Below are 20,769 nucleotides of genomic sequence, written 5' to 3' on the forward strand. Positions count from 1 at the left end.
TCGGCGGCGGAACACGACCACTCGGGGGACATGGCCAGATGGACGAAGAAGACCGGCGGATCGAGACCCACCCGGACCTGGTGGACCCGAACTGGCAGAAGCACGCCGAGCTGGACGCCTGGCTGGGCGCGAAGAAGGAACTCAAGAAGAAGCGCCGCAAGGAGCGCAAGGCGGCCGCCGGTGGCGGTTACTCCGCCCCCGGGTCGAGCCGGTGGCCGGGCGTCGCCGCGATCGTCGGCCTGATCGTGCTGGTCGTGGCCGCGGTGACGGTGAACGCGGTGCAGGAACGCGGCGTCAACGAGACACCCTGGTTCCCGCTGGACGAAACGCAGATCGCCCGGCTCGTCACCGGCGCCTGACCCCCTCGGTCGCGCGCGGGAGCGGCAAGGCGCACGATGGGGTCATGACCCGCGAAGCACCCGCGAACGACGTTGACGAGACACAGCTCGAGGTCGGGAAACCGAAGAGCTGGGCGGCCGGGATCCCCGGGGTCGCCGTCTCCCTGATGCGCGGCATGGAACAGATGGGCGCCGCACGCACGGTGAAGACGCTGCGCCTGCTGAACCAGCGTGACGGCTTCGACTGCCCCGGGTGCGCCTGGCCCGAGCCGCGCGAGGTCGACGGCGAGCACCGCAAGCTCGCCGAGTTCTGTGAGAACGGCGCGAAGGCCGTCGCCGAGGAGGCGACGAAGCGACGCGTCGGCCGCGAGTTCTTCGCCGCGCATTCGATTCGGGAGCTGGCGGAGAAGACGGACTACTGGCTCGGCCAGCAGGGCCGCATCACCGAGCCGTTCGTACTGCGCGAAGGCGCGACGCATTACGAGCCGATCTCCTGGGACGACGCGTTCACGCTGGTGGCGGACGAGCTTCGCGCGCTGCAGGACCCGAACGAGGCGATCTTCTACACCTCCGGCCGCACCAGCAACGAGGCCGCGTTCCTCTACCAGCTGCTCGTGCGCTCCTACGGCACCAACAACCTCCCCGACTGCTCCAACATGTGCCACGAGTCGTCCGGCGCGGCGCTCGCGGCCACGACCGGGATCGGCAAGGGTTCGGTGTCGCTCGCCGACATCCACAAGGCGGACCTGATCGTGGTGGTCGGCCAGAACCCCGGCACCAACCATCCGCGCATGCTGTCCGCGCTGGAGGAGGCCAAGGGCAACGGCGCGAAGATCATGGCGGTCAACCCGTTGCCCGAAGCCGGGCTGATGCGGTTCAAGAACCCGCAGAACGTCCGCGGCGTGGTCGGCAAGGGCACCCCGCTGGCCGACGAGTTCGCGCAGATCCGGCTCGGCGGCGACCTCGCGCTGTTCCAGGCGATCGGTCATCTGCTGCTGAAGTGGGAACAGGAGACTCCCGGCACGATCGTCGACCGCGCGTTCGTCGAGTCGTCCACCGAGGGGTTCGAGGACTACGCGAAGCATCTGCGGGAGATCGACTGGACCGAGGTCGGCGCCGCGACCGGGCTGCCGCGGGAGCAGATCGAGCGGCTGGCACGGATGATCGCGACGTCGAAGCGGACCATCTACTGCTGGGCGATGGGACTGACCCAGCACAAGCACGCCGTGCAGACGATCTCCGAGATCGCGAACCTGGCGCTGGTGCGCGGCATGATCGGCGAACCGGGTGCGGGTCTGTGCCCGGTTCGCGGGCACTCCAACGTCCAGGGCGACCGGACGATGGGCATCTGGGAGAAGATGCCCGAGTCCTTTATGGACAGTCTTGACGTCGAGTTCGGCATCAAGGTCCCGCGAGACCACGGGTATGACACCGTCGCCGCGATCCGCGCGATGCGGGACGGCAAGGCCAAGGTCTTCTTCGCCGTCGGCGGCAACTTCGCTTCCGCCACCCCGGACACGGAGCTGACCGAGAAGGCGCTCAAGTCCTGCTCGCTGACCGCGCACGTGTCGACGAAGCTCAACCGTTCGCACGTCGTCCCCGGCAGGACCGCGCTGATCCTGCCCACCCTCGGCCGCACGGAACGCGACGTCCAGGCGGGCGGCGAACAGTTCGTCACCGTCGAGGACTCGATGTCGCAGGTGCACACCTCACGCGGCAGGCTGGCTCCGGCCAGCGAGCACCTGCTCTCCGAGGTCGCCATCGTCTGCCATCTCGCGGAGGCCCTGCTCGGGGCCGGGCACGCCGTGCCCTGGCGGGATTTCCACGCCGACTACGACCTCATCCGCGACCGGATCGCCCGCGTCGTCCCCGGCTGCCACGACTACAACGCCCGGGTGCGCGAGCCCGACGGTTTCGTCCTGCCGCACGCGCCGCGCGATTCCCGGCAGTTCAACGGGACCGCCAACGGCAAGGCGAACTTCACCGTCTCCGAACTCGAGTATCCCGAGGTGCCCGATGGCAGGCTGCTGCTGCAGACGATGCGCAGCCACGACCAGTACAACACCACGATCTACGGCCTTTCCGACCGTTACCGCGGGATCGAGGACGCGCGGCGCGTGGTGCTGGTGAACCCCGACGACCTGGTCTCGCTCGGGCTCACCGACGGCGCGATGGTCGACCTGGTCTCGGAATGGCGGGACGGCGATCGCCGGGCCCCGCGGTTCCGGGTGGTCTCCTATCCGACGGCGAAGGGCTGCGCCGCGGCGTACTTCCCCGAAGCGAACGCGTTGGTGCCGCTGGATTCGGTGGCGGACAAGTCGAACACCCCGGTGTCCAAGGCGATCGTGGTGCGGCTGGAGCCGCTGGACTGACCCTCAGTTGATGCACCCGGTGTCGGCGGAGGTGATGGGCTGGTCGGTCCGGGCGACGGCCGCCCCGCCACCCGCGGACACGCCCGGTCCCTTGTAGACCTGGCCGAGGACGACCTGTACATGTCCCGCCACGACGGAATCGGCCTTCTGGGTTTCCAGCCCGCCGAGCAGCTTCGCGATCTCCGTGGCGGGCCCGGACGCGTCGCTGTACCGGACGACGGAGGTCCGCCGTCCGGTCTCGGCCGTCGTCTCGCCCTTGCCGAATCCCTTCTCCGCCAACAGATCCGAAACGCGAGCGGCGAGACCGTCCTTGCCGCTCGCGTTGACGACGTCGACCTTGGGCCCGGCGGGCGCCTGCGGCGTCGTGGGCTGGGCGCCGATCAGGGACGCGGCGAAAGCGCGAACCTGGGCGGGGTCCACCTGCACGGCGGTCCAGCTCGGCTGCTTGGGGTTGTAGCGATAGTCGGGATTGACGATGGGGATCGTGTCGAAGGCGATACCGCCGCCTGTGACGCCCTGCATCTGCCGGACGAAGTCGAGCAGGTTCCACGAGCCGTCGAGCACGACCGAACGTTTCACCGCGTCGATCAGTTCGGAGACGCGGGCCGGGTTGGCGAGCGTCCCGGCGGAGAGCACCTGCTTCGCGAGGCCGGCGAGGAACACCTGCTGACGACGTACGCGGTCGAGGTCGCTGCGAGGCAGATCCTCCCGCTGGCGGACGAAGGCCAGCGCGTCGGCGCCCTGGATCGTCTGCTTCCCCGCCGGGAAGTCCGCCCCGGACTTGCGGTCCTTGGTCGCCCTGTTCAAGCACACCTCGACCCCGCCGACGGCCTTGCTGATGTCGTAGAAACTCTGCAGGTTGACCTCGGCGAAGTGGTCGATCTTGACGCCGGTGAGGTCCTCGACCGCCTTCAAGGTCGCCTTCCGCGCGGCCGTGATCGCCACCTTGTCGATCTCGGCCTTGTCGGTCTTGCCCGCCGCGCGCTGCGCGTTCGCCGAAGCGAACTTGGCGTGACCGAAGATCCCGTTGATCTTGGTCTTGTCCTTCGTCCCCGGCTCCGCGACCCAGGAGTCGCGCGGGATCGAAAAGGCCTTCACGGCCTTCTGGCCGTTGGGGATACGGAGCACGATGAGCGTGTCGGTCAGGTCGTCGCCGTTCGCGCCCACCCGCAGCTCACGCAGCATCTCCGGGGGCAGCGGGTTGCCGTTCTCGTCGGTCCGCGAATCGCGGCCGACCAGGAGGATGTCGAGCGAGCCGTCGGCGGGCTGCTCTCCCGGGTCCGGCATGTCGATCACGTCTTCCCGGGCGATGCCGTCGAGCGACTCCAGCGTCGTGTATCCGTACGCGGTCCCGCCGAACACCGCCACCGCCAGCGCGGCGACCAGGACCTTCCCCAGCTTGTGCACGATCCTTAGACGCGCGGGGAGCCGTCAGTGCTGCATGGGTGATCCAGTTCACACCCGCAGATGCGACGCGCCGTTCAGGTCGAGGATCGCGCCGGACGCCCACGTGGCCTCGGCGGATGCGAGGTAGAGCACCGCCGCCGCGACCTCCTCCGGCGTGCCGACCCGGCCGAACGGGCTCTCCCCGCTCGCGCCTTCGACCTTCGCCGCGACGCGGTCCGTGGCGGTGAAACCGGGCGCGACCGTGGTCACCGCGATCCCGTGCGGGGCGAGGGCGACGGCGAGCGACTGCCCGAGCGAGTGCAGCGCGGCCTTGCTCGCGCCGTACGCCGGGAACTCGGGCTCACCTTTGAAGGCACCTCGCGAGCCGATGTTGACCACCCGGCCCGCCGCGCCGCGCTCGATCATGTGCCGGGTCACACAGTAGGTCACGTTGGCGGTGCCGAGCACGTTGACGTCGAGCATCCGCCGCCAGACCCGCTGCCAGTCCTCATAGGACACTTCGGCGACGGGATGGGCCGACGACGCGGACGGCGCGAAGGCGGCGTTGTTCACCAGGACGTCGATGCCGTCCACCAGCGCTTCGGCCTCGTCGGCGACCCGCTGCGCCACCTCGGGATCCGCCAGGTCACCCTGGATCAGGCCGTGCCCGGAACCGGGCAGCTCGCCGAGGGTCCGCTCGGCATCCTCCCGCTTCGAGGCGTAGTGGACGGCGACTCGGTCGCCCTTTTCCGCGAAGGCGCGGGCGATCGCACGGCCGATGCCGCGCGACGCCCCGGTGATCAGAACTCCCACCAGCCGACCTTAAGCCGTCTCCTAGCCGCCGAAGAGCTGGACCACCTTCCGGAACAGTTCGTAGACGCCGTAGGCGAACGGAAGCGCGACCCACAGCCAGGCGAAGACCATCAGCCCGGTGCGGCGGCGTACGGGTGCCTGGTCGGTCATCGGGCCTCACTCCTCGCGGGCTCACCGGACGACGCCGGCTCGTGGTACTTCGGGTTGACGGGCCGCACCAGTTCGTTGGCGACGAAACCGACGACCAGCAGGCCGATCATGATGAACAGCGACGTCGTGTACAGGTCGGGGCCGACCTTGCCCGCCGCCTTCTGGCTGTCGGAGATGGCGTTGACGATGAGCGGCCCGAGCACCCCGGCCATCGACCACGCGGTCAGCAGCCTGCCGTGGATCGCGCCCACCTGGTAGGTGCCGAAGAGGTCCTTCAGATACGCGGGCACGGTCGCGAAGCCGCCGCCGTAGAACGACAGGATCAGCATGGCGCACAGGACGAACACGAGCTTCGACGCGTTGGTGGTCAGCGCGATCACCAGGTACAGCAGTGCGCCGGCACCGAGGTAGAGCCGGTAGATGTTCTTGCGCCCCACCAGGTCCGAAGTGGACGACCAGACGAACCGGCCGAGCATGTTGGTCAGGGAGAGCAACGCGACGAACCCGGCCGCGGCGGCGGTGCCGACCGGCGTCGAGGTCTCGCGGAAGAAGTCCGCGATCATCGGCGACGCCTTCTCCAGGATGCCGATGCCCGCGGTCACGTTGAAGCACAGGACCACCCACAGCAGCCAGAACTGCGGCGTCCGGAGGGCGTTGCGGGCCGACACGTTCGCGGTGGTGATCATCGCGTTGCCGTGGTCGGGCTTCGGTTCCCAGCCCGCGGGCTTCCAGCCGTCCGCGGGCACCCGGACCAGCAGGATGCCGAGGGTCATGAAGACCGCGTAGACCAGGCCGTGCACGAGGAAGGCCGTCGCGACGGTCCCGATGGACCACGGCGCCGCGCCCAGCATCTGCGAAGACCACGGGGAGGCGATCAGCGCGCCGCCGCCGAAGCCCATGATCGCGATCCCGGTGGCCATCCCCGGCCGGTCTGGGAACCATTTGATCAGCGTCGACACCGGTGAGATGTAGCCGATCCCGAGCCCGATGCCGCCGATCCCGCCCCAGCCGAGGACGACGAGCCAGTACTGCGACGTCGCCACGCCGAGCGCGGACAGCAGGAAGCCCGAGCTGAAACAGACCATCGAAACGAACATCGCCCAGCGCGGCCCGTTGCGTTCGACCAGCGTCCCGCCGAACGCCGCCGACAGCCCGAGCATCACGATGCCGAGCTGGAACGGCAGAGCGCTCTCCGTGCCGCTGAGCCCGAGGGTCTTCTCCAGCGGCGGTTTGAAGACGCTCCACGCGTACGCCTGACCGATCGACAGGTGGACGGCCAGCGCGGCGGGCGGCACCAGCCAGCGGCTCCAGCCCGGTGCTGCGACGATGCGGGAACGGTCCAGGAAGCCGACAGCCATCCGGCGCCTCCGTACTCTGAGGATGTGCACTGGGAATGTATTACTTAATTCCCGGCGTTGCAGTGCTCGAGTGTCGAATAACCGGTCAGAAGGGTGGACAAGTGGGCAGGGTGACGGTGCGGCGTCCGGTGCGGAAGATCTCCGCGACGAAGGACGTGCGGCGGCCCGACGTGCTCGCGGCCGAAGAACCGCTGGAGATCCGCGTCGGCGGCAAGGCACTCGCGGTCACCATGCGGACACCCGGCAACGACGTGGAACTGGCGCACGGGTTCCTGCTGTCCGAGGGTGTGCTCGCCTCGCGCGAGGACATCGCGGTCGCGCGCTACTGCGACGGCGTCGACGACCAGGGCCGCAACACCTACAACGTCCTGGACATCGCACTGGCCGAAGGGGTGGCTCCACCGGAGACGGGTGTCGAGCGGAACTTCTACACCACGTCCTCGTGCGGCGTCTGCGGCAAGGCCGCGCTCGACGCGGTGAAGCTGAAAAGCCGGTTTTCGCCGGAGAAGTCCGAGTTCGCGGTGAGCACCGGCGTGCTGTCGAAACTCCCGGACACGCTCCGCGCACACCAGAAGGTGTTCGCCAGCACCGGCGGGCTGCACGCCGCCGCCCTGTTCGACGGTGACGGGAACCTCGCCGTCGTCCGCGAAGACGTCGGCAGGCACAACGCCGTCGACAAAGTTCTCGGCTGGGCGCTGCAGGAAGGCAGGATCCCCGCGTCGGACGTCGGGCTGCTGGTGTCCGGACGCGCCTCGTTCGAACTGGTGCAGAAGGCCGCCATGGCCGGGATCGGCCTGCTGGCGGCGGTTTCCGCGCCGTCGTCGCTGGCCGCGGAACTGGCCGACGAGAACGGCATGACCCTCATCGGTTTCCTGCGCGGCGACAGCATGAACCTCTACAGCGGGGAACAGCGGGTGCTCGGCCTCGACTGAGTCAGGCGCCCACCCAGTTGCCGTGGAAGCCGTTGGGCACCCGGTCCGGCAGGTGCACGGCGCCGACGGTCTCCAGTGTCCCCGCGTCCAAAATGGTCAAATCGCTCTTCTGCGTCGCGGCGTCGTAGACGAAGCCCATCAGCACCCCCTCGTCCTCCCCCGCGTCCACAGAGGACGGAACGAAGACGAACTCGCCCACCTGGCTGCCCGCCCCGAATTCCCTCGACGCGACCGACCGGTTCCACAGATCGTGCTTCAGCAGCGCACCCGAGGACGCGGATCCGTCCCTTGTGGACACCGAGTAGCCGAAGCGGTGCCGCCGTCCGACCAGGCGCTCGTCGACGCGCGGGAACTCCTGCCCCCGGTCGTCCAGGCGTTCTTCGACGACTTTGCCGACGGTCAGGTCGATGGTCCAGCGGTCCAGGGTCGGCGGCCCCTCGGCGGGTCCGAGCAGTTCCGTGTCGAACATCTTCGGGTGCCGGACGACGTCCAGCACGATGTCGTCGCCGTCGTCGTAGGCGTTCATCGGATGGAAGACGTAGCACGGCTCGATCTCGAACCAGCGGACGTCGCCGTTGCCGCCCTCCCGCGGCATGACCCCGATCCGCGCCGGGTACTTCGGGTTCCAGCGGTACGGCAGGCCCGCGTTGCCCGAGATCCGCTGACGCAGGCGCGCGCTGAGCGGGTCCGGCACCTTCACCTTGCCGACCAGCGCGGACATCACGAGCCGCGCGGGCGTGCGCAGGACCGACGGGACCGACGCGGCGACGGCCTGGTCGTTGTCGAAGGTGACCGGGAGGTCGTAGAACACGACGTGCTTCTCGGTCAGGGAGAAGTCGTGCATCATCGGCGAGCCGGCGACCTCGACGTCGACCGTGCGACGCGCCCGGCCCCGCGCGTCGATCACCGAGTACTGGACCTTGTTGCCCGAGCCGAAGAAGTACGACACGGCGTGCAGCTCACCGGTCTCCGGATCGCGCTTCGGGTGGGCCGTGTAGCCGCCCGGAAGCGTGCCGTCGAAGTCGCAGGCACCGACGGTGTCGAGTTCGTCGGTCAACTCGAAGCTCGTGGCACCGCCCTCGATCAGCGCGAGGGTCTTGCCCGCGTGGCCGATCACGTTCGTGTTGGCCCCCAGAGACCCGGCCGCCCCGCCTTCCCAGCGCTCGCCCAGCTCCCGGGACAGCCGCGGGTTGCGCACCCAGCGGTTGCGGTACCACTCGGCGCGGCCGTCCCGCAGCCGGACGCCGTGCACCATGCCGTCGCCCATGAACCAGTGGTAGGTCGCCGGGTCCACTTCGGACAACGGGTTCGGCCCGTTCCGCAGATAGCGCCCGTCCAGGTACTCCGGGACGTGCCCGGTGACGGGCAGTTCGGTGATCGTGTGCTCACGGCTGACCGGGGCGAAGTTGCCCTCGAGGAACTTGTTGCCCATCACTGGCCCCCTACCGGCGGAATAACGATGTTATGTACTCATTTATAACAGGGTTATGGGACACTGGCAAGCATGGCATCGAAACCCTCCGCCGCCGAGGTCAAGGCCAAGCTGATCGAGGCGGCGATCCGGTTGCTCTCCGACGGCGGTCCCGAGGCGCTCCAGGCCCGCAAGCTGGCGGCCGAGATCGGCGCGTCGACCATGGCCGTGTACACCCACTTCGGCGGGATGGGCGCCCTGGTGAACGAAGTCGCCCGCGAAGGCTTCCGGCGACTGTCGGCGAATTTGGGTGAGGTCGAGGAGACCGACGACCCGGTCGCGGACATCCTCACCCTGGCGCTGGCGTACCGGCGGACCGTGGTGGACAACCCGCAGCTCTACGCGGTGACCTTCGGACAGAGCCAGCCCAGCGGGCAGAAGGCCACCCTCGGCGACATGACCAAGGAGGAGACCCGTCAGAACGCCAGCGAGGAAGGCATCGAGGCGTTCGGCTTCCTCGTCCGCGCGGCGAAGCGGGTGATCGACACGGGCCGGTTCCGTCCGGCCGCGGAGTTCGAAGTCGCCGCCCAGCTCTGGAGCGCCGTGCACGGCTACATCACGCTGGAGGTCGCCGGTCACTTCGGCGACGGCGAGAATGGTGTGGACCACATCCTGATTCCCCTGGCCACCGCCCTCGGCGTGGGTCTCGGCGACACTTACGAGGCCGCGACGCGGTCCGCTCGGGTCTCGATCGAGGCCTGGCGCGCGAAAGAGGGAAACATCGGCACCTGATCCGGCGATACCCCGGTCACAGGTCGGTGAATCGTGCAACCTTCGAGCGGAAACGCTCGTCTGACCTGGTGGAAGCTCGACGCGGGAACGGGGATCGGTGAACGAGGACGACCAGGGGCACACGACCCTGCCGCGGGTGGACGGCGCCCGCCGGTGGCTGAGCCGTCGTTCCGTGCTGATCGCCGGCGCCTCGGGTCTCGGAGTCGCCGGGCTCGCGGCCGGAACGGCCACCGGAGCGCTGCCGTTCAGCGAAGCGCTCCAGCGGGCGCTCGGTGTCGCGTCGCCGACGCCGGCCACCCAGCTGGGCACGCCCCGCGTCGAACGCGTCTACTCCGAAGCCCGCGGCCGCGAGGTCGATCTGGTCCTCATGCTGCCGACCAAGGCCCCGCCCAAGGGCCTGCCGATGTCGCTGATGCTGCACGGTCTCCACGGCACGGCACGCCACGCGGCTCCGACCGGGCTGCTCAAGCAGCTGAGCAGCGACGTCGCCCGCAAGGCGGTGCCGGCGTTCGGGTTCGTCGCCGTCGACGGCGGTGACCACTACTGGCACGAGAACAAGCCCGGTGACAACCCGATGGCGATGCTGCTCGAAGAGGTCCCCCGCTGGCTGGCCGCGCGCGGCCTCGGCGGCCGGGACGGGCAGCCGTTCGCCGCCACCGGGCTTTCGATGGGTGGTTTCGGCGCGCTGCTGTACACCCGGCGCCGCCTGGAACGCCGTCGTCCGCCCGCAGCGGTCGCGGCGCTCGCGCCCGCGCTGATCACGTCGTGGGCCGAGATGAGCAAACGGCGCGCGTTCCGTGACGCCGCCGACTGGGGCTCGCTGGATCCGTTGCGCCACATCGAGGTCACCAAAAGCGTGCCGACCGGGATCTGGTGCGGGACCGAAGACCCGTTCATCGGCGGGGTGCGGAAGTTCATCTCCGAAGCGCGGCCCCTGGTCGCGCACACCTCGCGCGGCAAGCACGGCGACACCTTCAACCGCACGGTCGTGCCGAGCCTGATCGCGTTCCTCGGCAAGCACGTCCCGAAGAACGCCTGAAGTCAGACGCGGAAGTAGATCCTCGTCACGGTCGACCCCGGTCTGAGGTACTGCCGGACGAGGTCGGCGACCTGGTTCACCAGCACCAGGCCGCGTCCGCCGAGCTGTCCCGGCGAAGCGGGACGGCGGCCGGCCAGCGGATCGCTCAGGGTGCCTTCGTCGATGACCTCGCAGAGCACGTGGTCCTCTTCCCGCCACACACGGACGACACCGTTGCCCGAACCGTGCAGCACGCTGTTGGCGGACAGTTCCGCCACGGCGAGCACGAGATCCTCCACCCGGCCCTGGGCGAGCCCGCTCTCTTCGGCCCGGTTCTGCGCGAACCGGCGCACCGCGGCGAGCCTGCCGAGGTCGAAGCGGAACGCGTCGGCCGACCGCGGCTCCGGCAGCGGCAGGTTGTACTTCTCGACCACCGCGTCGGGCGCGTAGCCCGCGCTCGGGCGGTCGCCGTCGGCACCGGAAAGGGTGGGGTGCGTCCGCTCGGCGTCGGCGAGGACGTCGTCTCCGAGCCGGGTCCGGTCGTACGGGCACAGAATGCCGAGGTCGCGATCCGTGAAGGCGAAGTTGATCAATGCCTCGTGCTGCGCGCACGCCGGGTACTCGGCGGCCGAGCGGCCCGCCCAGATCGGCTCGCCGATGATCCGGACCGGCCCCGGCCGGTTGTTCGCGAACGCGAGCAGCACACCGGGAAGGATGCGCCCCGGATTCCGGCCCGCTTCGCTCATGTCGATGAGTTCGACCTCGGCGGCGGCATCCCCCAAGGCCGCTTCGATCAGGGCCAGGTTCCGCCGGGGCACGGCCACCGCGACGGGCTCGTCGTGCTTCAAGCCCTCCAGGATGTACGGAATCGTACCGCCCAGGTACTCGGAGTCACCGGAGTAGAGCAGGCCCACGTGGGAGAAGGGCCCCGCGGTGACTGTCACGGTCTCGTCTTACCCCGTCCAGGGGATTCTGAAACCCTGCGAACGGAGGGAAATCCGGAAAGAGCGCCGGGCCGATCAGCCGAGCCAGCGTCCCGCCATCGAGATCAGCCAGAATCCGGCGAGCGTCGCACCGGTGAACAGCCCGGTCCAGGCGACGAGCGACTGGTTCGCCTCCGCGCTGCGAGCCGCCTTGATCCGGATGAGCGCGTACGCCGAAACGGCGAAGAACGGCAGCGGGATCAGCGGAAGCGGCGACAGGCGGACGACCCCGGCCACCAGGCAGGTCCCCACCAGCACGCCCAGCGCGATCGTCAGCGCGCGCGGAATCCAGGGATGCCCGCGATAGGCCCCGACGACGATGCGTTCGGTGAGTTCGACGAGTCCCCTGACCTCGCGTGGACTCGCGGCTGCCAGTGCGGGAGCCTCGTTCTCGTCCTTCGTGGGAGTCAGCGGCACCTGCTCATCCTATCCCGGTCCGGTCACCGGCCGGACCGGGCCGGAGAAACCGATGCCCCGGCCGGAAGGATCCGGCCGGGGCGTCAGTGACGAAGAGGTGTTCTCTAGGCGGACTTCTCGCCGCGCTCGCTGCTGCGACGGCGTGACGGCTGACGCGCCACGATCGTCGGGTTCACGTTCTCGCGGACGGTCTGCTCGGTGATGACGACCTTCGCGACGTCGTCGCGGCTGGGGATGTCGTACATGACCGGCTGCAGGACCTCTTCCATGATCGCGCGCAGGCCACGGGCGCCGGTGCCGCGGAGCACGGCCTGGTCGGCGATGGCCTCGAGCGCGGTCTTGGTGAACTCCAGCTCGACGTTGTCCATCTCGAAGAGCTTCTTGTACTGCTTCACCAGCGCGTTGCGCGGCGTGGTCAGGATGCTGACCAGGGAGTCCTTGTCGAGGTGGGTCACCGTCGCCACGACCGGGAGACGCCCGATGAACTCGGGGATCAGCCCGAACTTGATCAGGTCTTCCGGCATGGTGTCGGAGAAGATGTCGCTCTCGTCGATCTCGGCCTTGGTGCGGATCTCCGCGCCGAAACCGAGGCCGCGCTTGCCGACCCGCTCGTTGATGATCTTCTCCAGCCCGGCGAACGCGCCGGCCACGATGAACAGCACGTTCGTCGTGTCGATCTGGATGAACTCCTGGTGCGGGTGCTTGCGGCCGCCCTGCGGCGGCACCGACGCGGTGGTGCCCTCGAGGATCTTCAGCAGCGCCTGCTGCACGCCCTCACCGGACACGTCGCGGGTGATCGACGGGTTCTCCGACTTCCGGGCGATCTTGTCGACCTCGTCGATGTAGATGATGCCCGTCTCGGCCCGCTTGACGTCGTAATCCGCCGCCTGGATCAGCTTGAGCAGGATGTTCTCGACGTCCTCGCCCACGTACCCGGCTTCGGTGAGCGCCGTGGCGTCCGCGATCGCGAACGGGACGTTCAGCATCTTCGCCAGGGTCTGGGCCAGATAGGTCTTGCCGCAGCCCGTCGGCCCCAGCATCAGGATGTTGGACTTCGCCAATTCGACGGTCTCGTCCTTGGAATCCTTCGGCCCGGACTTGTCGTCGGACTGCACACGCTTGTAGTGGTTGTACACCGCCACGGCCAGCGATCGCTTCGCGTCGTCCTGGCCGATGATGTACTGCTCGAGGAACTCGTGGATCTCGGCGGGTTTGGGCAGCTCGTCGAGCTTGACCTCACCGGCCTCGGCCAGTTCCTCTTCGATGATCTCGTTGCAGAGATCGATGCACTCATCGCAGATGTAGACCCCGGGGCCGGCAATGAGCTTCTTCACCTGCTTTTGGCTCTTGCCGCAGAAAGAACATTTCAGCAGGTCGCCGCCGTCACCGATCCGTGCCATGGCCGTTGACCTCGTCCCCTCCGGCGCGATGTACGCGCCTGACTGTCTTACCGCCCCGGTCACGGATGACCGCTCGGAGCCTCACACACTGCCACTGACGGTACCCGCCCGATGCCGTCGGCGGGAGAACCAACGCCACATCTGAGCACGCCAGAAGCTGACCATAGACCAGGGATCCGGTGCGTGTCGTCACCCGACACGCACCGGTCCCCCTCCCGCGATCAGCTGCTCGAAGCCTTGCGGTACTCGAGCACCTCGTCGACGATCCCGTACGCCTTGGCCTCGTCGGCCGTCAGGATCTTGTCGCGCTCGATGTCCTTCTTGACCTCGTCGGCGTCCTTGTTCGTGTGCTTCGCCAGGATGACCTCCATCTGGCGCCGCACCCGCTGGATCTCGTTGGCCTGGATCTCCAGGTCCGAGACCTGGCCGTAGGTGCCCTCGGTGGCGGGCTGGTGGATCAGCACGCGCGAGTTCGGCAGGGTGAACCGCTTGCCGGGGGTACCGGCGGCCAGCAGCACCGCGGCGGCCGAGGCGGCCTGGCCGATGCACATGGTGACGATGTCGGGGCGGACGTACTGCATCGTGTCGTAGATCGCCATCAGCGCGGTGAACGAGCCACCGGGCGAGTTGATCAGGATCATGATGTCGCGGTCCGGGTCCTCGTGCTCGAGGTGCAGCAGCTGGACCATGACGTCGTTCGCCGACGCGTCGTCGATCTGCACGCCGAGCATGATCTGACGCTCTTCGTACAGCTTGTTGTACGGGTTCGATTCCTTGATGCCGTAGCTCGTGCGCTCGACGTACGAGGGCAGGACGTACCGCGACTGCGGCAGCTGGAGCCGCGACTGCATCCCGGGCGCCTGCGACCCGATCGGAAGCTGGAAGTCGTTCATTGAATTCTCCTGATGTGCCGGGCGCGGATCAGCTGTTGGGAAGCGGGTTCTCACGAGTGAGGACCTGGTCCACGAAGCCGTAGTCCTTCGCCTCCTGCGCGGTGAACCAGCGGTCGCGGTCACCGTCCTTGACGATCTGCTCGACCGTCTGGCCGGTCTGCTCGGCGGTGATCCGGGCCAGCTCCTGCTTCCATTTGCCGAACACCTCGGCCTGGATGGCGATGTCGGAGGCCGTGCCGCCGACACCCGCCGAGGGCTGGTGCATGAGGATGCGCGCGTGCTGCAGCGCGTACCGCTTGCCGGGCGTGCCGGAGGAGAGCAGGAACTGCCCCATCGACGCGGCCAGGCCCATCGCGTAGGTCGCGACGTCCGGGCGGATCAGCTGCATGGTGTCGTAGATCGCGAAACCCGCGGTGACCGAGCCACCGGGCGAGTTGATGTAGAAGCGGATGTCCGACTCGGAGTCGTCTGCGTCGAGCAGCAACAACTGGGCGGTGATCCGGTTGGCGACCTCGTCGTTGACCTCGGAGCCGAGGACGACGATGCGCTCCTGGAGCAACCGCTCGAAGACCGAGTCGGTGAGGTTGAGCCCTGCGGTACCGGTCCGCGCCTGGGGCGTGTGCTGCGTCACGTCATGCCTGCCTTTTCGCCGACGGCGGCGGGTGGAACGTTCGCCGCCGCGTATGTCCAGATGCTTGAGGATCTTGCAACCGACCCTAACGAACTTGGGCGGTGCAGAATGCCTGACACCGCCCAAGTTCGCTTACAGCTTTACGGTCCGTTTCGAGCGGACCGGATATTCCCTACTCGGCCGCAGTCTTCGCGGGTTCCTCGGTGACCTGCGTCTCCTCCGCTGCGGGGCCGAAGAGCTCTTCGAGGTCGACCGTGGCGCCGGAGGCGTCGGTCACGGTGGTCTTGCGGACCACCGAGGCCAGCGCCTTGCCGCGGCGGACGTCGGCGTAGATCGCGGTCAGCTGACCGGACTGCTGCGCCCGCTGGACGTACTCGTCCGGGCTGACGCCGAAGCGCTGCGCCTGGTAGATGATGCGCTCGGTGAGCTCGCCGTCGTTGACCGACGTCTGCTCGGCGTCGGCGATGCTGTCCAGCAGCAGCTGCGTGCGGACCGCCTTCTCCGACTCCTCGCGGACCTCGGTGTCGAACTCCTCGATCGTGCGGCCTTCGGCTTCGAGCGCCTTCGCGAACTGCGCCTCGTCGTGGTCGAAGGGGTGGATCGCGTCGTGCTTGCGGTTCTCGATCTCGGCTTCGAGGACCTTCTCCGGGATCGCGACCTCGGTGCGCTCGAGCAGCTCCTCGAGGACCTTGTCGCGGGCCTGGACGCCCTGCTGCATCTTCTTGACGCGGCCGAGGCGCTCGCGAAGGTCGGCCTTCAGCTCGTCGATCGTGTCGAACTCGCTCGCCATCTGGGCGAACTCGTCGTCCGCCTCGGGCAGCTCGCGCTGCTTGATGGTCTGCACGGTGACGGTGACGTCGGCGTCCTTGCCGGTGTGCTCGCCGGCGACCAGCTTCGTGGTGAAGGTCTTGGTCTCGCCGGCGTTCGCGCCGATGATCGCCTCGTCGATGCCGTCGACGAGCTGGCCGGAGCCGATCTCGTAGGACAGGCCGGTGGTCGAGGCCTCCTCGACCTCCTGGCCGTCGACGGTGGCCGCGAGGTCGATCGAGACGAAGTCGCCGTTCTCGGCCGGGCGGTCGACACCGGTGAGCGTGCCGAACCGGGCGCGCAGCTCGTCGAGCTGCTCGTCGACCTCGGCGTCGGTCAGTTCGACGTCGTCGACGCTGACCGAGAAGCCTTCGAGGTCGGGCAGCGAGATCTCCGGGCGGATGTCGACTTCGGCGGTGAACTCGAGGACCTCACGGTCCTCCAGCTTGGTCACCTCGAACTCGGGCTGGCCCAGCGTGCGGACCTCGCCCGCGCGCACGGCTTCCATGTACTTGGCCGGAATGACCTCGTTGACGACCTCGTCGAGCACCGGGGCTCGCCCGATCCGGCTTTCCAGCACGCGAGCCGGCGCCTTGCCCGGGCGGAAGCCGGGGATGCGCACCTGCTGGGCGATCTTGCGGTAGGCGCGGTCGAAGTTCGGCTTGAGCTCGTCGAACGGCACCTCGACATTGATCTTGACTCGCGTCGGGCTGAGCTGCTCGACGGTGCTCTTCAACGTATTCTCCTCGAGCGGTAAACGATGTGTTGGAGCATCCGCACGTCGTCGACGGCGGATGTGCCCTGGTCACCTTGCAGACCGGGCCGTCCGAGTCTAGGCCGTGTCCTGTGCGTCTGTTCGATGGGGTTCCAGGCGGTGCGGGCGGGTCGGCGTCGTACCGGGTCATACCCGGCCGCGCCCGCGCGTGCCGCCAGGGGCCGCCTGGGGCCGCCTGGGCGCGGAGACCGCGAACAGGCCCGCAGGACACGGCCCGGTCCCCGGGCCCATCAGCCCGCCCTCGTCCACCGATCGCGGGCTTCGAACAAATTCGGACCGGCCACCCGATCGGACCAGTTTTCGGTTCTTCTCTGTTACGAACCGGCCCTTTCCTGGACACGGATGCGTGCCACGCTTCACCATCGGGCGCCATGACGAGGCGTTTCGGCGATCGGATGAAGTTTACAAACCAATACTAATTGTCTACGGTGTGACAGCTTGTCCCGGTAGCATCGACCGAGGGGAACGATCGATGACCGTCGCCGTAACCCGGTCCGAGGACACGGGGGGATCACCCGCGGGACGACCGAGACGCGGCGTGCCCAACCCGCGGCTCCCGCTGCCGATGGTCTCGGTGCCGACGGTGTTGCTGTTCGCCGGCGGCGTCATGGTCTGGACGGGCGCCACCTGGCTGGTCGTCAACGAGGCCGCGCCGCTCTGGGTGACCATTCCCCTGCACGCGCTCGTCACCTTCACCATGTTCACCGTGCTGCACGAGTCGACGCACCACGCGGCCGGGCAGCTCACCTGGGTCAACGAACTGCTCGGCAGGATCGCGATGCCGTTCGTGGCGGCCTACGGCTCCTTCCCCCTGGTGCGCTACATCCATCTGGAGCACCACCGCAACACCAACGAGGACGCTCACACCGATCCCGACGCCTGGACCGCGCACGGGACCTGGTGGCAGCTGCCGCTGCGCTGGCTGACCATCGACTTCTGGTACGCCCGCTTCTACGTGGCGCGGCAGCGCACTCGGCCGCCGTCGGAGCGGGCCGAGACCGCGGCCGTCCTCACGCTGAGCCTCGCCGCGTTCGCCTGGCTGACCGTGAGCGGTCACGGCTGGGAACTGCTGATGGTCTACCTGATCCCGCAACGCGTCGGGCTGGCCGTGCTGGCCTGGTGGTTCGACTGGCTGCCGCATCACGACCTCGGCGCGCAGCGGCAGAACCGGTTCGGCGCCACGCGCGTCCGCGTCGGGCTCGAATGGCTGATGACGCCGATCATGCTGTGCCAGAACTACCACCTGGTGCACCATCTCCACCCGGCGATTCCGTTCTACCGGTACCTGCGCACCTGGAAGGACAACCGCGACGCGTACCTCGCGCGGGACGTCCCGATCGCGACGCCGTGGGGCCGCGAGCTGACGTCGTCGGAGTACCGCGAATGGCGTCAGCTCACCGGCTCGTTCGACGAGGAACCGCCCGCACCGCAGCCCCGGCGGCCGAGCCGGTTCCATTCGCTGCGGGTCGCCGAGGTCCGGCCGCTGTGCGAAGGCGCGGTCACCGTGACGTTCGACGTGCCGGAACGGCTGCGGGAGACCTTCCGGTTCCTCCCCGGCCAGCACCTGGTCATCCGCGCCGAGGTCGACGGGGAAGAGGTGCGGCGCGCCTACTCGATCTGCTCGACGCCGGACTCGGGTGTGCTGCGGATCGCGATCAAGCACCAGCTCGGCGGCGCGTTTTCGACGTTCGCCACCACGGAACTCGCGGCGGGCGACGCGCTGGACGTCCTGCCCCCGGACGGGGAATTCACGCTGACCCCGGCGAGGGGCCGCGCCGGCCGGTACGTCGCGCTCGCCGCGGGCAGCGGGATCACGCCGGTCCTCTCGATCCTGACCGCGGCCTTGCAGGACGAGCCGAACAGCAAGGCGACCCTGCTCTACATCAACACCTCCGGCGCCAGCACGATGTTCGCCGACGAACTCGGTGCCCTCGCCGCGCGGCTGGGCGGACGGCTGCACGTCGTGCACTACCGCACCGACGAACGCGACCCCGATCTGCGCACGCATCGACTCGAAAGGCCGTTCGACATCGTCGGCGAGGCGCTCGCCATCTCGCACGAGCGCTACCAGCGCGGCCGCCTCGACGACACCCGGCTCCGCGCGCTGCTACAGGCGCGGCTGCACCCGGCGAAGGTGGACGAGTGGTTCCTGTGCGGCCCGCGCGACCTCATCGACATGGCCCGCCGGACCCTGGCGGACAGGGACGTCCCCGACGAGAACGTCCACTTCGAACTGTTCCAGGGCGCGCTGCCCGTCCGGCCCTCGCGGCGGCCCGGCCCGACGCTGACGGTGACCGCGGGCGGGAAGACCGTCGAAATCCCCGCGACGGTGGGCGAAACCGTGCTCAGCGCCGCGCTCCGGCACGGCGTCGACGCGCCGTACGCGTGTGTCGGCGGGGCCTGCGGCACCTGCCGGGCGACGGTGGTACGGGGCAGCGCGCGGATGGACGTGCACTACGCGCTCGGGGATGACGAAGTCGCGGCGGGGCGGATCCTGACCTGCCGGGCGGTGGCCACTTCACCCGAACTGGGCGTGGACTACGACCGCTGACTCCCAGCCGTCATCGCGTAACTCACGTGCTCGAACCCGTAACTCGCGTGCTTGAACGCGTAACTCGATGATCGGCCTCTGATCACGCGAGATACGTCTCCAAGCACGCGAGATACGTCTCTGAGCACGCGAGTGCTGCATAGCGGCACACAGCGGGCTCACAGGCGGGACACAACGCGCGCATACGACCGCGGCGCACGCTCGGCTCATGGCAACCGGCTCGGCCCCGTCCACCGGCCCGCGCCGGTGGCCCCGGCCAGGGCGGCTTTCCCTGCGCGCCAAGCTGACCGGCTCGATGGTGCTGCTGCTCACCTTCGTCTGCCTGGTGACCGGGGTCGCCAGCGAGCTCGCCCTGCGGTCGTTCCTCACCCGCCAGATCGACGACCAGCTCTCGGCCGCCTCGGCCCGCGCCCACGACTTCGCGAGCCGTCCACCGGAGGACGGCCTCGGCCCCGACCCGCTCAACGCGCCGGGCCAGGCCTCCGGCACGCTCAGCGTGCGCCTCTCCGGTGACCGGGTGTTGTACGCGGGAGTCCTTACCGTGCAAGGACTTCCTCAAGGCCTGTCGACCGAGCAGGAGTCCGGCCTGTTCATGATCCCGGCGGACCGGCCGCCGCTGACGCTGGCGCTCGGTGGTCTCGGCGACTACCGCGTGCAGGCCGTCTCGATCCCGGGTGGCGTGGTCGTCACCGGGCTCCCGCTCGCACCGATGCAGGACACCTTGACCACCGTCCGGTGGATCCTGTCCGGGGTCGCGGCGGCGGGGGTCGCCGGCGCCGGGTTCCTCGGCGCGTTCGCGGTCCGGCGCACGCTGCGGCCCCTCGACCGGGTCGCCGCGACCGCCGGCCGGGTGTCGGCCATGCGGCTCGACCGCGGTCAGGTCGCGCTTTCCGTGCGGGTGCCCGAGATCGACACCGATCCGCGGACCGAGGTCGGCCAGGTCGGTTCGGCACTGAACCTCATGCTCGGGCATATCGCGCGGGCACTGGAAGCACGGCACGCCAGCGAGACCCGGGTCCGCCGGTTCGTCGCCGACGCGAGCCACGAACTCCGCACCCCGCTCGCGGCGATCCGCGGGTACGCCGAACTCGCCGGCCGCGGCAGCGCGCTGGCGCCCCCGGAGGTCGCCCGCTCGATGTCCCGGATCCAGTCGGAGGCCGCGCGGATGACCACCTTGGTCGAGGACCTGCTCCTGCTGGCGAGACTCGACGCGGGGCGGCCACTCGAAGCGGGCGAGGTCGATCTGACCCGGCTGGCCGCGGACGCGGTCGGCGACGCGTATGTCGCCGGCCCGGAGCACCGCTGGGAACTGCGGCTGCCGCCGGCCCCCGTGCTCGTCCGCGGCGACGTCCAGCGCCTGCACCAGGTACTGGCGAACCTGCTGTCCAACGCGCGCACGCACACCCCGCCGGGCACCACGGTGATCACCGCGCTGACCTCCTCGCCCAGCGGGGCCGCGGTGCTCACCGTCACCGACGACGGTCCCGGTATCGCCCCCGAACTCCTGCCGAGCGTGTTCGAACGGTTCGCCCGCGGCGACTCCTCCCGGTCCCGGACCGCGGGCGGCACCGGGCTCGGGATGGCGATCGCTTCGGCCATCGTCGTGGCCCATCACGGCTCGATCGAGGTGCACAGCCGCCCGGGCCGCACGGAGTTCGCCGTCCGCCTTCCGGTGATCGGATCCTCACAGCGGGTGCACAGCTTCGGCACAACCACGCCCCAGGTCGGCCCCCGACGCTGAC

The 20,769-nt window shown here is 69.0% G+C and carries 18 protein-coding genes; 7 read left to right on the top strand and 11 right to left on the bottom strand.

Features of this window, described 5'->3' with window-relative positions; all coding sequences use genetic code 11:
* The first annotated feature begins 38 nt into the window (after positions 1-38).
* Both CVV72_RS19335 and CVV72_RS19340 read left to right on the top strand, forming a co-directional pair.
* The gene (locus tag CVV72_RS19335; RefSeq protein ID WP_219153666.1) at positions 39-359 is read left to right on the top strand and encodes a hypothetical protein; all 321 of its coding nucleotides are present in this window, start codon (positions 39-41) and stop codon (positions 357-359) included.
* 44 nt (positions 360-403) lie between these two features.
* The gene (locus tag CVV72_RS19340) at positions 404-2,710 is read left to right on the top strand and encodes an FdhF/YdeP family oxidoreductase (protein ID WP_219153667.1); all 2,307 of its coding nucleotides are present in this window, start codon (positions 404-406) and stop codon (positions 2,708-2,710) included.
* A gap of 3 nt (positions 2,711-2,713) precedes the next feature.
* Here CVV72_RS19340 and CVV72_RS19345 read toward each other — a convergent pair whose 3' ends face one another.
* The 4 genes from CVV72_RS19345 to CVV72_RS19355 are packed head-to-tail and all read right to left on the bottom strand — an operon-like array spanning position 2,714 to position 6,417.
* Positions 2,714-4,117 (bottom strand): LCP family protein, encoded by a 1,404-nt coding sequence (locus CVV72_RS19345; protein ID WP_219153668.1) that lies wholly within the window; start codon positions 4,115-4,117, stop codon positions 2,714-2,716.
* A 48-nt stretch (positions 4,118-4,165) separates the two neighbouring features.
* Positions 4,166-4,909, bottom strand: coding sequence for an SDR family NAD(P)-dependent oxidoreductase (locus CVV72_RS19350; RefSeq protein WP_219153669.1), 744 nt, complete (start codon positions 4,907-4,909; stop codon positions 4,166-4,168).
* A gap of 21 nt (positions 4,910-4,930) precedes the next feature.
* Complete coding sequence (locus tag CVV72_RS41725; protein ID WP_255632739.1) at positions 4,931-5,059, bottom strand: hypothetical protein; 129 nt, start codon at positions 5,057-5,059, stop codon at positions 4,931-4,933.
* Positions 5,056-6,417: an OFA family MFS transporter gene (locus CVV72_RS19355; protein ID WP_219153670.1), complete on the bottom strand. Its 1,362-nt coding sequence runs from the start codon at positions 6,415-6,417 to the stop codon at positions 5,056-5,058. Before CVV72_RS19355 ends, CVV72_RS41725 begins: the two co-directional genes overlap by 4 nt.
* A gap of 101 nt (positions 6,418-6,518) precedes the next feature.
* Between CVV72_RS19355 and fdhD the strand changes: the two genes are divergently transcribed.
* Positions 6,519-7,349 carry a formate dehydrogenase accessory sulfurtransferase FdhD gene (gene fdhD, locus CVV72_RS19360; RefSeq protein ID WP_219153671.1) on the top strand — a complete coding sequence of 277 codons (831 nt, stop codon included), beginning with the start codon at positions 6,519-6,521 and terminating at the stop codon, positions 7,347-7,349.
* A 1-nt stretch (position 7,350) separates the two neighbouring features.
* On the opposite strand, the gene CVV72_RS19365 is transcribed toward fdhD, so the two are convergent.
* Positions 7,351-8,781 carry a carotenoid oxygenase family protein gene (locus CVV72_RS19365; protein WP_219153672.1) on the bottom strand — a complete coding sequence of 477 codons (1,431 nt, stop codon included), beginning with the start codon at positions 8,779-8,781 and terminating at the stop codon, positions 7,351-7,353.
* Between the two features lie 72 nt (positions 8,782-8,853).
* Here CVV72_RS19365 and CVV72_RS19370 point away from each other — a divergent pair, with 72 nt between their 5' ends.
* Positions 8,854-9,552: a TetR/AcrR family transcriptional regulator gene (locus tag CVV72_RS19370; protein ID WP_219153673.1), complete on the top strand. Its 699-nt coding sequence runs from the start codon at positions 8,854-8,856 to the stop codon at positions 9,550-9,552.
* Positions 9,553-9,649: 97 nt separating this feature from the next.
* Complete coding sequence (locus CVV72_RS19375) at positions 9,650-10,591, top strand: alpha/beta hydrolase family protein (protein WP_219153674.1); 942 nt, start codon at positions 9,650-9,652, stop codon at positions 10,589-10,591.
* Positions 10,592-10,593: 2 nt separating this feature from the next.
* On the opposite strand, the gene CVV72_RS19380 is transcribed toward CVV72_RS19375, so the two are convergent.
* The 6 genes from CVV72_RS19380 to tig form a co-directional block, all read right to left on the bottom strand.
* Entirely contained in the window at positions 10,594-11,514 is a 921-nt protein-coding gene (locus CVV72_RS19380; RefSeq protein ID WP_304511464.1) for a sensor histidine kinase, read from the bottom strand.
* Positions 11,515-11,589: 75 nt separating this feature from the next.
* Positions 11,590-11,970: a hypothetical protein gene (locus CVV72_RS19385; protein ID WP_219153675.1), complete on the bottom strand. Its 381-nt coding sequence runs from the start codon at positions 11,968-11,970 to the stop codon at positions 11,590-11,592.
* 104 nt (positions 11,971-12,074) lie between these two features.
* Entirely contained in the window at positions 12,075-13,370 is a 1,296-nt protein-coding gene (gene clpX, locus CVV72_RS19390) for an ATP-dependent Clp protease ATP-binding subunit ClpX (protein WP_034313997.1), read from the bottom strand.
* Between the two features lie 221 nt (positions 13,371-13,591).
* Entirely contained in the window at positions 13,592-14,263 is a 672-nt protein-coding gene (locus CVV72_RS19395; RefSeq protein WP_184901308.1) for an ATP-dependent Clp protease proteolytic subunit, read from the bottom strand.
* Between the two features lie 28 nt (positions 14,264-14,291).
* The gene (locus CVV72_RS19400; RefSeq protein ID WP_016332353.1) at positions 14,292-14,894 is read right to left on the bottom strand and encodes a ClpP family protease; all 603 of its coding nucleotides are present in this window, start codon (positions 14,892-14,894) and stop codon (positions 14,292-14,294) included.
* A gap of 172 nt (positions 14,895-15,066) precedes the next feature.
* Positions 15,067-16,437: a trigger factor gene (tig, locus tag CVV72_RS19405; RefSeq protein ID WP_125676316.1), complete on the bottom strand. Its 1,371-nt coding sequence runs from the start codon at positions 16,435-16,437 to the stop codon at positions 15,067-15,069.
* A 577-nt stretch (positions 16,438-17,014) separates the two neighbouring features.
* On the opposite strand from tig, the gene CVV72_RS19410 reads away from it, so the two are divergent.
* Positions 17,015-19,027, top strand: a complete 2,013-nt coding sequence (locus CVV72_RS19410) for a fatty acid desaturase (protein WP_219153676.1) — start codon at positions 17,015-17,017, stop codon at positions 19,025-19,027.
* A gap of 208 nt (positions 19,028-19,235) precedes the next feature.
* Positions 19,236-20,768, top strand: coding sequence for a cell wall metabolism sensor histidine kinase WalK (locus CVV72_RS19415; RefSeq protein WP_219153677.1), 1,533 nt, complete (start codon positions 19,236-19,238; stop codon positions 20,766-20,768).
* The last annotated feature ends 1 nt before the right edge of the window (position 20,769 follow it).

Origin of the sequence: Amycolatopsis sp. TNS106 (genome assembly GCF_019330265.1) — a bacterium.
In the GTDB taxonomy this organism is placed as follows: domain Bacteria; phylum Actinomycetota; class Actinomycetes; order Mycobacteriales; family Pseudonocardiaceae; genus Amycolatopsis; species Amycolatopsis lurida.